General features: G+C 62.2%; 16 protein-coding genes. 3 read left to right on the top strand and 13 right to left on the bottom strand.

The features are described from left to right. Positions 1–2 precede the first annotated feature (2 nt). The 8 genes from AC3RCM_RS08835 to AC3RCM_RS08800 form a co-directional block, all read right to left on the bottom strand. Positions 3–257, bottom strand: a complete 255-nt coding sequence (locus AC3RCM_RS08835) for a YkgJ family cysteine cluster protein (protein ID WP_019437847.1) — start codon at positions 255–257, stop codon at positions 3–5. 129 nt (positions 258–386) lie between these two features. Next, positions 387–821 carry a hypothetical protein gene (locus AC3RCM_RS08830; RefSeq protein WP_336088752.1) on the bottom strand — a complete coding sequence of 145 codons (435 nt, stop codon included), beginning with the start codon at positions 819–821 and terminating at the stop codon, positions 387–389. Between the two features lie 64 nt (positions 822–885). Next, positions 886–2328, bottom strand: a complete 1443-nt coding sequence (locus AC3RCM_RS08825; protein ID WP_003254223.1) for an aminotransferase-like domain-containing protein — start codon at positions 2326–2328, stop codon at positions 886–888. A gap of 171 nt (positions 2329–2499) precedes the next feature. Further along, positions 2500–3312, bottom strand: coding sequence for an OmpA family protein (locus AC3RCM_RS08820; protein ID WP_233693018.1), 813 nt, complete (start codon positions 3310–3312; stop codon positions 2500–2502). After that, positions 3309–3662 (bottom strand): DUF4398 domain-containing protein, encoded by a 354-nt coding sequence (locus tag AC3RCM_RS08815; protein WP_014859265.1) that lies wholly within the window; start codon positions 3660–3662, stop codon positions 3309–3311. Before AC3RCM_RS08815 ends, AC3RCM_RS08820 begins: the two co-directional genes overlap by 4 nt. Positions 3663–3671: 9 nt before the next feature. Continuing rightward, complete coding sequence (locus tag AC3RCM_RS08810) at positions 3672–4493, bottom strand: substrate-binding periplasmic protein (RefSeq protein WP_020193859.1); 822 nt, start codon at positions 4491–4493, stop codon at positions 3672–3674. A 75-nt stretch (positions 4494–4568) separates the two neighbouring features. Further along, complete coding sequence (locus AC3RCM_RS08805) at positions 4569–5510, bottom strand: electron transfer flavoprotein subunit alpha/FixB family protein (RefSeq protein ID WP_004573654.1); 942 nt, start codon at positions 5508–5510, stop codon at positions 4569–4571. 1 nt (position 5511) lies between these two features. Further along, positions 5512–6261: an electron transfer flavoprotein subunit beta/FixA family protein gene (locus tag AC3RCM_RS08800; protein WP_003254232.1), complete on the bottom strand. Its 750-nt coding sequence runs from the start codon at positions 6259–6261 to the stop codon at positions 5512–5514. A gap of 553 nt (positions 6262–6814) precedes the next feature. On the opposite strand from AC3RCM_RS08800, the gene AC3RCM_RS08795 reads away from it, so the two are divergent. After that, positions 6815–8479, top strand: coding sequence for an electron transfer flavoprotein-ubiquinone oxidoreductase (locus AC3RCM_RS08795; protein WP_003254233.1), 1665 nt, complete (start codon positions 6815–6817; stop codon positions 8477–8479). 119 nt (positions 8480–8598) lie between these two features. Here the strand turns inward: AC3RCM_RS08795 and AC3RCM_RS08790 are convergent, their stop codons facing one another. The 5 genes from AC3RCM_RS08790 to AC3RCM_RS08770 all read right to left on the bottom strand — a co-directional run bounded on the left by AC3RCM_RS08790 (position 8599) and on the right by AC3RCM_RS08770 (position 11916). Further along, positions 8599–9000: a type II toxin-antitoxin system MqsA family antitoxin gene (locus tag AC3RCM_RS08790; protein WP_019437852.1), complete on the bottom strand. Its 402-nt coding sequence runs from the start codon at positions 8998–9000 to the stop codon at positions 8599–8601. Positions 9001–9002: 2 nt separating this feature from the next. After that, a complete protein-coding gene (locus tag AC3RCM_RS08785) occupies positions 9003–9299 on the bottom strand; it encodes a type II toxin-antitoxin system MqsR family toxin (protein WP_064493136.1) in 297 nt (98 codons plus the stop codon). Positions 9300–9393: 94 nt separating this feature from the next. Next, entirely contained in the window at positions 9394–10719 is a 1326-nt protein-coding gene (locus AC3RCM_RS08780; protein ID WP_336088753.1) for an MFS transporter, read from the bottom strand. Between the two features lie 72 nt (positions 10720–10791). Continuing rightward, positions 10792–11271 (bottom strand): hypothetical protein, encoded by a 480-nt coding sequence (locus AC3RCM_RS08775; RefSeq protein ID WP_019437855.1) that lies wholly within the window; start codon positions 11269–11271, stop codon positions 10792–10794. Between the two features lie 168 nt (positions 11272–11439). Beyond that, positions 11440–11916, bottom strand: a complete 477-nt coding sequence (locus AC3RCM_RS08770; protein ID WP_064493134.1) for a sigma-70 family RNA polymerase sigma factor — start codon at positions 11914–11916, stop codon at positions 11440–11442. Between the two features lie 213 nt (positions 11917–12129). Between AC3RCM_RS08770 and AC3RCM_RS08765 the strand changes: the two genes are divergently transcribed. Together AC3RCM_RS08765 and AC3RCM_RS08760 are read left to right on the top strand one after the other, a co-directional pair. Further along, positions 12130–13308, top strand: a complete 1179-nt coding sequence (locus AC3RCM_RS08765; RefSeq protein ID WP_064493133.1) for an efflux RND transporter periplasmic adaptor subunit — start codon at positions 12130–12132, stop codon at positions 13306–13308. Then, positions 13309–15273, top strand: a complete 1965-nt coding sequence (locus AC3RCM_RS08760) for a MacB family efflux pump subunit (protein WP_104886408.1) — start codon at positions 13309–13311, stop codon at positions 15271–15273. Positions 15274–15275: the final 2 nt, after the last annotated feature.

Raw genomic sequence — 15275 nt, 5'->3', positions numbered from 1 at the left:
TGTCACGCCGCCGTCATCTGCTCCCACCAGCCAAGAATCCTGATTGCCTCGTCACGATCACTGCCGCACACCTCGACATCTGCCTTGAAACCACCGCACACCGCCGGCCGCTCAGGCTTGCCGAACAGGTCGCAAAGGTTGGCCGCAGTCAGGTGCAGGCAGCGCTCACCCGCCGGCTTGCCATTGGGCATTCGCGGCATCGCAGAAGTGATGGACGGGGCGATGCAGCAGGCACCACAGCCCTCACGGCATTGCATGGCTATTCACCAAAATCAGGACTCCCTGGAACAAAACGGGACGAACGTCCCTGGATAGTAACCGCTCAAACAGTCGTTTGAAATTGCTGGCACGATGAAATCTGCTGTGACCTGGCAGTCAGTTCCCGCCTATTGGCGATACTCGAAATCGATGGCAGCTCCTTCCACGTCATGACGGCTGTCATTGCGCAGTTGCAGCTGCATTTCGTTGTTGATCAGCCGGCCATTGAGCTGATACGGACTGTCATTGGTCTCTGGCTTTTCTGTGAACATGGGCGGCAACAAAGGTTTGCGCCGCTGGATTGGCGAAGGCGTGCCCACATTCGGCTCAAGGTTGTCGACCATCTCGACTGGCAGGCTGAGGTCCAGATTTGTCTTGGGCAAGGGCTTGGCAACGGCTTTGCTGACCGGCTTGTGTGCAGTCTTGGCAGTCGCCTTTTTTGGCACGTGCTTACCCTGAGCTGTTTGAGCCTGGTTTGCCGGTTGCGCAGCCAAGGCAGGGACGACCGGGCAGCAGAACGTCAGAAGGCACACGATCAGGACAAAGCAGCGCGAAGCGTTCATGGCAAATGGACAGACTGGCAGGAAAAATGCCTATGCTCCCTGTTCCACAGGCGGCTTGCAAGCCTTACAACAGCGTGACCGCAGTCTCCCTGCACAACTGCTGCGCCAGCAAACCGAGCGTAATCACAGCCCGCTCGGCCTCTTTATTCCAAGGTATGCCGCAATTGAGTCGGACACAGTGGTTGAACTGCTCTGTGTTACTGAATATCAGTCCTGGTGCAATACTGATGCCCTGCTCCAGCGCGCGCACATGCAGCTCCTGGGTATTGACCCGACCAGGCAGGCTCACCCAGAGGATGAAGCCGCCTGTCGGCCGGGTCATCTGGGTACCCTCGGGGAAGTGCTGCTGCACTGCCAGCTGATAGGCACTGAGGTTCTTGCGATATTCCTGGCGTATGTAGCGCAGATGCCGGTCGTAGCCGCCATTTTCCAGGTAGGCTGCCACGCCCATCTGCGTCACGCTACAGGCCGAGTGGGTGGTAAAAGTCTGCAGGCGCTGAATTTCGTCCTGGTAACGCCCGGCGATCATCCACCCCACCCGCACGCCAGGGGACAGGGTCTTGGAGAAGCTCGAACAGTAGATCACCCGGTCCAGCCGGTCGAACGCCTTCAGCGCCTTGGTCTTGCCTTGCTCGAACATCAGCTCACCGTAGATGTCATCCTCGATGATCTGGATATCGAAGTCCGAGGCCAGGCGCAGCAATTGCTTTTGCCGCTCTTCGGGAACGGTGCCGCCCAGCGGGTTGCTCAAGCGCGCAGTGAGCACCAGCGCCTTGATCGACCATTGGTTAGCCGCCAGTTGCAAGGCTTCGAGGCTGATACCGGTGGACGGGTCACTGGGGATTTCGATCACTTTCAAACCCAGCAGGTCTGCCAGCTGCAGCAAGCCGTAATAGGTCGGTGACTCGGCGGCGATCAGGTCACCTGGGCGGGTCAGCACCCGCAACGACATCTGCAGGGCATCGACACACCCATGGGTCACGATCACTTCGCGCGGGTCGACCAGCACGCCGGCATCGCGCATGCGTATGGCGATCTGTCGGCGCAGCGGCTCGAAACCGGGGCTGAACATGTAGCTGAAGGCGCGCGGGCTATGGAAGCGCGTCACCTTGGCGATTTGCTGATGCAGGGCGCGCACTGGCAGGTAGTCGACATGCGGCACAGCAGCGCCAAACGGGAACACACCATCGCGGCGCGCCTCAGTCAGCACCTGCTGGATGATGCTGGCGCGCGTGACCAGGCCCGGGCGCTCCACCCGAGCGATGTCCGGGGTTTGCGCGGTCAAGGCAGGGGTCTGGTGCACGTAATAGCCAGACTGCGGCCGCGCCCGGATAAGCCCCTGGTCCTCGAGATTGGCATAGGCCTGCAACACCGTGGCATGGCTGACATTGAGCTGGGCGCTCATCTTGCGCACGGAGGGTACCCGCTCGCCTGGCTGGTAGACACCGCGACGGATATCATCGGCCAGTTGCTGGGCGATACGCTGGTACAGCAGCAGGTTGGTCATGTCGACATGCTCGTTGTTCTTGTACGGGTCACTGACGGTAGAGGATACCGTAACAGTTGCAAAGTGTACTGGGACAGATTGCAACGTAGTCGACAATACAACAGCGTGACAGCTATCGAAACGATTAAACCGACATAAAACGGGCCGCAAAGCGGCCCATTTCCACAAGACTCAGCGCGCCGGTGCGAGCCGCCCCTTGTCATCGGAGAATACGATCTCCACCCGACGGTTCTGCGCCCTGCCCCTCTCCGAAGCATTGGCCTCGATCGGGTACTGGTCGCCATAGCCTTCAACCTGCAGGCGCTTTTCGTCGATGCCCAGGTCCACAAGCATGTCGGCCACGGACTGCGCCCGGTCGCGCGACAGCTTGAGATTCTCCTCGCCCGCGCCAGTACTGTCGGTATAGCCCTCGATACGCACTACCCGGCGCGGATTGAGCTGCAGGAACTGCACCAGCTTGAGCACAGTCCGACTGGCCGAGTTCTTCAGGTCGGCACTGCCGGTATCGAACAGCACATCGCCCAAGGTCATCACCAAGCCACGGTCGGCCTGCTCCGAAGCCAACGCGGCAATCTGCGACTCTACCCACTTGCCCTGCTGCTGCACGCTGGCCAGTTTGGCCTCACGCAAGGCCAGCTGCAGGCGCTGGCGCTCCAGGTCGAGCTTGGCCTGGCGCTCCTGGTTCAGCGCCAGCTTGGCATGCTCGCGGGCAATCTCGCTGTAGCGCTGGCTGAGGTAAGCATAATGCCGCACATCGGAACCGGTGCCGATGTAACTGGACAGGCGCTCGGCGCGAGCCAGCGACTCACCCGCCCGAATCACGTCACGCGGCGCGCTGCGCAGCACATCGGAATCATCTTTGACCCCCTGGAAGGCAGCGGTGGCCTCATCCAGCGCGGCACTGCTGCGCTGGCTGGCGCAACCTTGCAAACCTGCCGTCAGCGCCAACAATGCCAGTGCAGCCAAAGGCGTACGACGGATCATGGCTGTACCTCCAGTTGCTTGCGCAAGCGCTTGACCCGCGACTGCAGCACCTGCAGCTGCTCTTCGCTCTTCTGGTTCAGCACCTGGGCCTCGGCCAGGCGCGCATCCAGCTCGGCTTGCTCAGCGCGCATGCGCGCATCGCGGTAGTCCTGGGTAAGCATGTTGGCCTTGGCGCGGGCCAACTTGTCTTCAGCCAGTTTCAGCGTTTCGACCTGCTCAGTGGCGCCGACGGCCTTGGCCTGGTCCAGTGCCTGTTCGGAAATGCGCATCTGCTCTTCAGGGGCCGGATCATTGGCGCAGCCAGCCAGGCCGAGCACGGCCAGGGCAAGGATTAGTGGTTGGGTTCTCACGCAATCTTCCTAGTGTTTGGGGGCGTCCGCCGGTACCTGCATCTGCGCTTTCCAGCGCTCGACATTTCGTTGCAGCACAGCTTCGGATGCACCAGAGATCGGCAATTCTGTCAGTTTTTTTGCCAATTGCCCACGCAACCAGCTGTCATTACACGCCGAGTTGTGCGATAGCGCCAGGTACAGGCCCGGCCTGTCCACCGGCAAGCCGCGGGCTATCAGGTCATTGCTCATGCCCAGGCTCTGGGCCATGGCCATACCGGAGTAACGGCCAGCCAGCACATAGTCCACCTGGCCGAGTACCAGTTTCTGAAAGGCCTGGGTCAGGTTTTGCGCCGGCACCAGCTTGAGCTGTGCCTTGGCGAACGCAGTAAAGGCCGGGGTCAGGCGTGCACGCTCGGACAAACTGCCCTGATATCTGGCCAGATCGGCCGGGCCATCAAAGGTCACCGCTGCATCATGGCGGGTCCACACCAGGTACTCATTGAGCTGCAACGGCGGATGGATGTAGTCCAGCGCGGTCAGTTGCTCCACCTGCAAGGGTGTGTCGAGCAGCAGGTCCATGCGCCCACTGCGCACCTCTTCCAGCGCCTGATCACGGCGACCGGCACTCAGCACCTCGACCTTCACACCCAGTTCGCCAGCCACCTGGCGCAACAGGTCGACGTTGGCGCCAATCAGGTGCCCGGGGTCTTTTGGGTCTTGCCACGAATAGGGCGGCGCATCTGGGCTACCGGTCGCCACCAGGCGCTCGCATTTGCCTGCTGCCATAGCCAGTGATGGTAGCAACAGCGCCACGCACGCCAGCACCCTGCCCGTTCCGCGCAACGTCATGCCTTACTCCTCAACCCATAAAAAAACCCGACCCTCAAAGCGAGGGCCGGGTTCTTTATAAGTGAAGCAGGCGGATCAGACCAGCTTTTCCAGCTCCGGAACCGCTTCGAACAGGTCAGCGACCAGGCCGTAGTCGGCCACCTGGAAGATCGGCGCTTCTTCGTCCTTGTTGATCGCCACGATCACTTTGGAGTCTTTCATGCCGGCCAGGTGCTGGATCGCGCCGGAGATACCGACGGCGATGTACAGCTGTGGCGCAACGATCTTGCCGGTCTGGCCGACCTGCATGTCGTTCGGCACGAAGCCTGCGTCGACTGCGGCGCGCGAAGCACCAACCGCAGCGCCGAGCTTGTCGGCCAGGCTGTACAGGTGTTTGAAGTTGTCACCGTTGCCCATGCCACGGCCGCCGGAAACGACGATCTTGGCAGCGGTCAGCTCTGGGCGGTCGGACTTGGCCAGCTCTTCGCCAACGAAAGCCGAAATACCGGCGTTGTGCGCAGCGCCAACAGCCTCGACGGCAGCCGAACCACCTTCGGCGGCCACGGCGTCGAAGCCGGTGGTACGCACGGTGATCACCTTGATGGCCGCGCTCGATTGCACGGTGGCAATAGCGTTACCCGCGTAGATCGGGCGCTTGAAGGTGTCGGCGGACTCGACCGAGATGATCTCGGAGATCTGGTCCACGTCCAGCAGCGCGGCAACACGTGGCAGGATGTTCTTGCCGTTGGTGGTAGCCGGGGCCAGCACGTGGCTGTAACCCTTGGCCAGCTCGACGATCAGCGGCGCGACGTTTTCCGGCAGGACGTGGGCGTAGGCGGCGTTATCAGCCACCAGCACCTTGGCAACACCAGAGATTTTGGCAGCGGCTTCAGCAACGCCGCCGACGTTCTGGCCTGCGACCAGCACGTGCACATCACCACCGATCTTGGCGGCTGCGGCGACAGTGTTCAGGGTGGCCGGGGCTACGGCACCGTTCTCCGGACCTTGTAGAAGGTCAGCGACAACCAGGATAGTCATATCAGATTACCTTCGCTTCGTTCTTCAGCTTCTCGACCAGTTCGGCCACCGATTTGACCTTGATGCCAGCGCTGCGGGCAGCCGGGGCTTCAACCTTCACGGTCTTGTTGGTGGAGGCGAGGGAAACGCCCAGTGCGTCTGGAGTAACAGTCTCCAGTGGCTTCTTCTTGGCCTTCATGATGTTCGGCAGCGACGCGTAGCGTGGCTCGTTCAGGCGCAGGTCGGTGGTGACGATCGCGGGCAGGTTCAGTGCAACGGTCTGCAGGCCGCCATCGATTTCACGGGTGACATTCAGCTTGTCGCCAGCGACTTCGACCTTGGACGCAAAGGTACCCTGGGCGAAGCCAGTCAGCGCGGCCAGCATCTGGCCGGTCTGGTTGTTGTCACTGTCGATGGCCTGCTTGCCGAGGATGACCAGCTGCGGCTGCTCCTTGTCGACAACGGCCTTCAGCGCCTTGGCCACGGCCAGGGAGTTCAGTTCGTCAGCGGCTTCTACCAGGATGGCACGGTCGGCACCCAGGGCCAGGGCAGTACGCAGTTGCTCCTGAGCGGTGGTCGGGCCGACGGAAACCACGACGATCTCGGTCGCAACGCCTTTTTCCTTCAGGCGTACGGCTTCTTCCACGGCGATTTCGCAGAAGGGGTTCATGGACATCTTGACGTTAGCAAGGTCGACGCCGGAGTTGTCCGCTTTGACGCGAACCTTGACGTTGTAGTCGACCACTCGTTTGACAGCTACAAGAACCTTCATGGATTCCTCGTTACTCTCCGGTGAATAGATAGTCGCCTGGGGCAGAGCCCAGCGATGCGCGTGGGTACAAGGGCACCTCTAAAAACGTATCGGGAGGCAGCATCTTCACAGTGACCAAACAGTCTTGTTCGGACTCTTGCGACAAATCCTCACGGGTCATTTCCTGTCGTGGCGTGTAAACTCCACTACAAACCGGCCTAAGCCCGCAAAACCCTGCTCCACACCTGGCCTTTAGAGGTGTACCTGCGCCCGGCTGCAAGCCTACGGCGAACGTAAAACCGCTCGTATCTTGACCGTAACACCCATTCCGGTCAATACGGCAAATCGGTCACCCTCCAGCCGCGTTCCTGTGATTTTACTGGCCTGCGGCAAATTCAAACAAACGTTTGTATTGGACCCGCCAAGTGGTGTAGATATAATGCGCGGCCAAGACAAAACGGTGTAGTCCGTCATTTGCCCAGCTACAGTTCCGCCGTTGCGTAGAACCGCTGCGAATGCCCCGCACCCATAAGACAAAGCAACAGCACGAGCCTTGATGAGTAGGAGAGAACCAGTGGAACGCGAATACATGGAATTCGACGTGGTCATCGTCGGCGCCGGCCCGGCGGGCCTGTCCGCCGCCTGCCGCCTGAAGCAGAAGGCCGCCGAAGCCGGTAGCGAAATCAGCGTCTGCGTGGTGGAGAAAGGCTCTGAAGTCGGCGCCCACATCCTCTCTGGCGCAGTGTTCGAGCCCCGCGCCCTGAACGAGCTGTTCCCCGACTGGAAAGCACTCGGCGCACCGCTGAACACCGAAGTGAAGCGCGACGACATCTACGTGCTCAAGGATGCCGGTAGCGCGACCAAGGTGCCTGACCTGTTCGTGCCCAAGACCATGCACAACCATGGCAACTACATCATCTCGCTGGGCAACCTGTGCCGCTGGCTGGCCCAGCAGGCCGAGAACCTCGGTGTGGAGATCTACCCGGGCTTCGCCGCCCAGGAAGCGCTGTTCGACGACAACGGCGTGGTCCGCGGCATCGTCACCGGCGACCTCGGTGTCGACCGTGAAGGCAACCCCAAGGATGGCCTGTACACCCCGGGCATGGAACTGCGCGCCAAGTACACCCTGTTCGCCGAAGGCTGCCGTGGCCACATCGGCAAGCAGCTGATCAAGCGCTTCAACCTCGACAGCGAGTCCGACGTCCAGCACTACGGCATCGGCCTGAAGGAAATCTGGGAAATCGACCCGGCCAAGCACGAACAGGGCCTGGTGGTGCACACCGCCGGCTGGCCGCTGGACGTGGTGGCCAAGGAAAACACCGGTGGCTCGTTCCTTTATCATCTGGAAAACAACCAGGTGGTGGTCGGCCTGATCGTCGACCTGTCCTATGCCAACCCCTACCTGTCGCCGTTCGACGAATTCCAGCGGCTCAAGCACCACCCGGTGATCAGCCAGTACCTCGAAGGCGGCAAGCGCATCAGCTACGGCGCCCGCGCCTTGGCCAAGGGCGGCATCAACTCGCTGCCGAAAATGGTCTTCAATGGTGGCGCGCTGATCGGTTGCGACCTGGGCACCATGAACGTGGCCAAGATCAAGGGCAGCCATACCGCGATGAAGTCCGGCATGCTCGCCGCCGAAGCAGTGGCCGACGCATTGATCGCCGGCAGCGAAGGCGGCGATCAATTGAACAGCTATGTCAGCGCCTTCAAGGCCAGCTGGCTGTACGAAGAACTGTTCGCCAGCCGCAACTTCGGCCCGGCCATGCACAAGTTCGGCCCGCTGCTGGGCGCGGCGTTCAACTATGTCGACCAGAACTGGTTCGGTGGCAAGCTGCCGTTCACCCTGCACGACACCAAGCCGGACTATGCCTGCCTCAAGCTGGCCGCCGACTCGAAAAAGATCGACTACCCGAAACCGGACGGCAAGCTCAGCTTCGACAAGCTCAGCTCGGTATTCCTCTCCAGCACCAACCACGAAGAGGAACAACCCTGCCACCTGAAGCTGACCGATCCGAGCGTACCGATCGCCAGCAACCTGCCGCTGTACGACGAGCCTGCCCAGCGCTACTGCCCGGCAGGCGTGTACGAAGTGGTCACCCAGGAAGACGGCAACAAGCGTTTCCAGATCAACGCGCAGAACTGCGTGCACTGCAAGACCTGCGACATCAAGGACCCGGCCCAGAACATCACCTGGGTCACCCCTGAAGGCGCTGGCGGGCCGAACTACCCGAACATGTAAGGCCCCTGCCCTTGCAGCAACAAAAAGCCCCCGGTCCTTATGGGCCGGGGGCTTTTTGTTGGCTATCCGCGCCTACAGACAGTGTCATTTGGAAACCCAAGCAAGGCCGGGCAACCGCCTCACGCAGTCCTGACTTCCTCAAAGAGCTCCGGGTGACGGTCGAGCAACTTGAACAATTTGATCAGCGCCACCGGCGGTTTGGTTTTGCCATTCTCATAACGTGAAAAAGCATTGACTCCTCCACCGAATATTTCCCCAGCCTCCCGCTGATCCAGATCAAATTTCTTGCGTACGGAAACGATGAAATCGGGATCAACGTCTAGAGCATTGACTTGGCGATTGAAGGCAGACATCAGATCGCTGACTCGCATAGCCTCGTCATGACTTAGCACTGCCTCACCACAGACAGAACAGTAATCGCCCGTCACATCAGGTATCAGGGTCGATTCCCCCTTATACCGGTAGGGCATGTCCTGAGTGTCTAGCGCGAGCTCGGCACCTCCGCAAATTGGGCATCTCATGTTCACAACTCCTTGAAAGACACGATGAGCGCGTCATCTACCACTGACAGTTTCAGGTACAGATATCCCTTTACCGTAAGCGGCCGATAGACATCTTGCCAAACGCGGTGGTCGGCATAACTGGTCATGCTTTTGTAGAAATCTCTGCGCTCCAGACCGGTGATGACCTCCAGCATGTCCGCATATTCCATTCCCAAGGCCTGAGCGCCTCGTAAGGAAGCGGTTGTAGGGCTGATGCGGCCAGCGCCCACCAGTGCTCTTACCCGCTCCAGCGGGCAATGAGGCATTCTCTTTTCAATGAGAAATTAACCTTCCAGGTTAAATTTGGCTAATAGGTTATTCCAATAGCCCCCACCTGGAAGTCTGCCCCAATGCCCCGCAGCCGTTACCGGCTCATTTGTCGCCGCACATGACCGGCATCGGCTCCGCCGCAAACACCAATGGCTCACGGCGCCCGAAATACAAGGCTGTCAGCAGCCCCACCGCGCCCATGATCAGACAAAACCCGACACACACCCACGGGCTCCACGGCATCAGCGCAATCAGTGCCAGCGGCGTGGTACTGGCCCACACTGCGTAGGCCACGTTGTAGGTGAAGGAAATGCCCGATACGCGGATCTGCGCCGGGAACAGCCCCACCATCACCGAGGGCACCACCCCCACCACGCCGCAGCTCAACCCCGCCAGCGCATAGGCCAGCCAGGTCATGCCCCACTGCCCCACCAGGCTGGCGTACAACGCGCCGATACCCAGCGGCAGCAACAGGCTATACAGCATCAGCGCGCGCCAGGCACCCACACGGTCGACCAGCAGCCCGGCCAGCACGCAGCCAATGTTGAGGAAGACGATGCCCACGCTGCTCAGGGCGAAGGTGTGCCCGGCACTCATGCCGAAACGCTGCTGCATCACCGTCGGCGTGATCACCACCAGCACCACCACCGCCGAGGTCAGCACACAGGTCAGCAACGTGGCAGGGATCAACGCCCGGCGGTGCTCGCCCAGCACTTGCCGCAGCGGAAACGTCACAGGTTGCTCCTGGCGAGCGCGCAGGGCGAGGAACACCGGTGTTTCACTGAGCCAGCGGCGCAGCCACACACCAATCACACCGAACACCCCACCCAACAGGAACGGGTAGCGCCAGGCGTAATCGAGGATTTCCTGCGGAGTGAACAGTTGCGCCAGCAAGGTTGCGGTCAGCGCCCCCAGCAGGTAGCCGAAGGTCAGCCCTGCCTGCAGAAAGCCCAGGGCATAGCCGCGCCGCCCGTTTGGCGCGTGCTCGGCAACGAACGTCCAGGCGCTTGGCACTTCACCGCCTACGGCAGCCCCCTGGAGGATGCGCAAGGCCAACAGGATCAGCGGGGCGGCATAGCCGATGTCGGCATAGGTCGGCATCACACCGATCAGCAGGCACGGCAGGGCCATCATCAGGATGCTCAGGCTGAATACCCGCTTGCGCCCCAGATGGTCGGCGAAGTGCGCCATCAGGATGCCGCCCAGCGGCCGCGCCAGATAGCCGGTGACGAAGATCCCGAAGCTTTGCAGCAGGCGCAGCCATTCGGGCATCTCGGGCGGGAAGAACAGCTGGCTGAGGGTCAGCGCGAAGAACACGAAAATGATGAAGTCGTAGATTTCCAGCGCGCCGCCCAGCGCCGCCAGGCCCAGGGTCCGATGGTCGCCGCGGCTGAACCGGGGCGGGCGAGCGGTATCGATGGCAGTCATGGCAGGGTCCGCAGATCGGCAAAGGGCAAGAGCATAACAAATAGCTGCCCGATTGCCCCGCCGGCAGCACCGCTAGCGGCTGAACACCGTATGCGCGAAGTTGGCTCGCGGCCGTGGCCGCGCTGTACTGGCTGGCAGCGTGCCCGGTAGCGGTAGCTTGCCGACCACCATCGGGGCGTCGATGATTGCCATGAATGTCTCCAGCGCCTCGTTATCAGGCGCCTGAGGCAGGCTCAGGCTGACCGCCTGGCGCTCGGTCTGCGGCACTGCTGGCACTTTCAACTGGCTGGAATGGTAAAGCAGGGCATGCTGGATTTGTGTGCTGACGCGGCAGAAGCGTTCCAGATCTACGCCACAATGGCTGGCCAACTCGATATTGCCCAGCAACAGGTGAAAGGGCTGCAAGGCGCACTGCACCAGGCGCTGCAGTTCCTCGAAGCTATCCACGGGGGCTATCCGGTAATAGCCCAGGCCATTGAGCAACCGCTCCAGTTGCAGGCGCTGGCACGGGTGTGCATCGGCGATGAGGATGCGCAGGGTCTTGTTTGCCATGGTCGGACCTGGGCCATTAGGTAATGGGCACGCTCCATGACCATACTGCGCCGGTAACGGCTATTGCCAGGGCCATGCCTGGCAGCGGTCTTCTTTGATAGAAGTCGGGAAAGCCGCATAAATCAAGTGATTGACTGACGGAATTTGCATTTGCCTTTAACCTGGCAATCAGGATTCCCATTGCCGCATGCGCACCCGGCAGTGCTTCATGGCATTGACGATGTGCTTTTCCACCAGGCTGCGGGAAATGCCCAGGTGCTCGGCGATCTGCTGGTGCGACAGGCCGTCGAGCTTGCGCAGCAAGAAGCACTCGCGGCAGACCTTGCTCAGCTCATCCAGGGCACGCTGCATCAGCGCCAGGCGCTGGTCCTGCTGCATGTCGTGGGCCGGCGCCGGAGTATGCCAGCGCTCGTCGCTATCCAGCACCTCCAGCGGCTCGGCCTGGCGCACCAGGTGGCGGCGGTGGCGGTCGACCACCAGGTTTAGCGCGGTGCGGTAGAGGAAGGCGCGCGGGTGCTCGATGCGCTCGGTGTCGGTGCGCTCCAGTACCCGCAGGTATGCATCGTGGGCAACGTCTTCCGCCGCTTGGCGACTGCCAAGGCGTGCGGAAAGGAAGCTCACCAGTTCACGATAATAATGTTCCACGACGGTACCTGGCGCCACCCTGCCTGGACGGCGGCAGAGGCGCGGGAGTGTGTGATATCAGCTTGCAATCTTACAAATTATAATTATTCTCAGCAACACACAGCCTCCCCCTCCAGTGCGGGTAAATCCCGCCCACTCGTCTTCGTCTAACTGGGACCTCCCTGCGCGCCTCGATTGGCTGCGTATGGCCAACATCCATGGCTGGAAGTCCGCATGAGACGCTTACCCAATACTCGCCGCCGCATCCTCTTCGGTGGCCTGGGCCTGCTTGGCCTGGGCAGCCTGCTGGCCTGGAAGACCCTGCCCTTGGACAATCATCCGGTCAACACCGTGGCCGTGACCCGCGCCGATATAGAAAGCAGCGTCACCGCCCTCGGCACGCTGCAACCACGCCGCTATGTGGACGTCGGCGCCCAGGCCTCCGGGCAGATCCGTCGCCTGCATGTAGAAGCGGGCGACCAGGTCCGCCAAGGCCAGTTGCTGGTGGAAATCGACCCTTCCACCCAGCAGGCCAGGCTTGATGCCGGCCGATACTCGATCGAAAACCTCAAGGCCCAGTTGGCCGAGCAGCGTGCCCAGTACCGCCTGGCCCAGCAACAACTCAAGCGCCAGCGCGACCTGGCCGCTGCCGGTGCCACCCGCGAGGAAGACCTGCAAATCGCCGATGCCCAGCTCAAGGTGACCCAGGCCCGCATCGACATGTACCAGGCGCAGATCCTCCAGGCCCAGGCCAGCCTGCGCAGCGACCAGGCAGAGCTGGGCTACACCCGCATCTATGCGCCCATGGACGGCACTGTGGTGGCGGTGGATGCCCGCGAAGGCCAAACGCTCAACGCCCAGCAGCAAACACCGCTGATCTTGCGCATCGCCAAACTCTCGCCGATGACCGTCTGGGCACAGGTGTCCGAAGCCGACATCGGCAAGGTCAGACCCGGCATGACCGCCTACTTCACCACCCTGGCCGGCGGCAAGCGCCGCTGGACCAGCACCGTGCGCCAAATCCTGCCGATCCCGCCCAGGCCGCTGGATCAGACCAGTCAGGGCGGTGGCAGCCCCGCCAGCGTCACCGCCGGCACAACTGGCGCCCAAGTGGTGCAATACACCGTGCTGCTCGATGTGGAAAACCCGGATGGGGCCCTGATGGCCGAAATGACCACCCAGGTATTCTTCGTCGCCGGCCAGGCCAGCCAAGTGCTCACGGCGCCGCTGGCAGCCCTGGATGATGCCGAAGACGAAGGCCTGCGCCTGGCCCAGGTGTTCACCCGTGACGGCAAGATCGAACAGCGCAAGGTGCGCACCGGCCTGAGCGACCGCCTGCGTGTGCAGATACTCGATGGCCTCGCCGAAGGCGAGCAACTGGTCATCGGCGCCCCAGCCGCCAGCGGAGGTTGAATGACAGCGCCCCTGATTGAACTCACTGACATCCGCAAGCACTACGGCGGCATCGATTCGCCGAAGGTGGAAGTGCTGCGCGGCATCAGCCTGAGCATCCACCCTGGCGAGTTCGTCGCCATCGTCGGCGCCTCCGGCTCGGGCAAGTCGACCCTGATGAACATCCTTGGCTGCCTCGATCGCCCCACCAGCGGTAGTTTTCGCTTCGCTGGCAAGGACGTTGCCGAACTGGACAGCGACGAACTGGCTTGGCTGCGGCGCGAAGCCTTTGGTTTCGTATTCCAGGGCTACCACCTGATCCCCTCCGGCTCGGCCCAGGAAAACGTCGAAATGCCAGCTATCTATGCCGGCACCCCGGCCGCCGAGCGCCATGCCCGCGCCGCAGCCCTGCTCGAACGCCTCGGCCTGGCCAGCCGCACGGGCAACCGGCCGCACCAGTTGTCTGGCGGCCAGCAACAGCGGGTGTCGATCGCCCGAGCCCTGATGAACGGCGGCCACATCATCCTCGCCGACGAACCCACCGGCGCCCTGGACAGCCACAGCGGCGCCGAAGTCATGGCCCTGCTCGACGAGCTGGCCAGCCAGGGCCATGTGATCATCCTCATCACCCACGACCGTGAAGTAGCGGCCCGGGCGCGACGGGTGATCGAGATCCGCGACGGCCTGATGATCAGCGACTCGGCGGCCGACCAGCCCCCCGACGAAACGCATCCAAGCCTGCAGGCCGACGACCTGCGCCAGCGACTGGACCGCGGCGCCACCTTGCGCGGGGCCTGGAAGGGCGAATTGCTCGAAGCCCTGCAAGCGGCCTGGCGGGTCATGTGGATCAACCGCTTCCGCACCGCCCTGACCCTGCTCGGCATCGTCATCGGCGTGGCCTCGGTGGTAGTGATGCTGGCTGTCGGCGAAGGCAGCAAGCGCCAGGTCATGGCGCAGATGGCGGCGTTCGGCTCGAACATCCTCTACCTCAGTGGCCGCCACGCCACGCTGCGCGAACCGGCCGGCATCGTCACGCTGGACGATGTCGCCGCCATCGCCCAGTTACCCCAGGTCCAGCGCATCATGCCGGTGATCGGCGACCAGTTGACCGTGCGCCACGGCAACAACAACCAGCAGTTCTACGTCGGCGGCAATAACACCCAGTTCTCCGAGATCCTCAACTGGCCAGTCGTCGAAGGCAACTTCTTCACCGAAGCTGACGAACAGGCTGCCGCCGCCGTCGCGGTGATCGGCCAGAAGGTCCGGGACAAGCTCATGGAGCCTGGCAGCGATCCGCTGGGCCAGTACCTGCTGATCGGCAACGTGCCCTTCCAAGTGGTCGGCCTGCTCGCCGGCAAAGGTGCCAGCTCCGGCGACCAGGACAGCGACGAGCGCATCGTGGTGCCCTACTCCGCCGCGTCCGTGCGCCTGTTCGGCAAGCAAGACCCGGAATACGTGATCATCGCAGCTGCCGATTCGAGCCGGGTTAGTGAGACCGAGCGGGCAATCGCCCACCTGATGCGCCAGCGCCACCAAGGCAAGCAGGACTTCGAACTGACCAACGACGCCGCACTGATCCAGGCCGAAGCGCGCACCCAGAACAGCCTGTCGCTGATGCTCGGTGCCATCGCCGCGATTTCCCTGCTGGTCGGCGGTATCGGCGTGATGAACATCATGCTCATGACCGTGCGCGAACGTACCCGCGAGATTGGCATCCGCATGGCCACCGGCGCCCGTCAGCGCGATATCCTGCGTCAGTTCCTCAGCGAGGCGGTGATGCTGTCAATGGTCGGCGGGGTGACGGGTATCGTGCTGGCACTGTGCATCGGTGGCGGCCTGATGCTCGCCGGCATCGCCGTGGCATTCGCCCTACCCGCCATTCTCGGCGCCTTCACCTGCGCCGTCATCACCGGCGTGGTGTTCGGTTTCATGCCGGCCCGCAAGGCTGCTCGCCTCGATCCGGTCAAAGCCCTTACCAGCGTATAGCC

Source organism: Pseudomonas sp. GW823-FHT05G12 (assembly GCF_058795575.1).
This window is presented reverse-complemented; position numbering and strand designations above follow the sequence as displayed.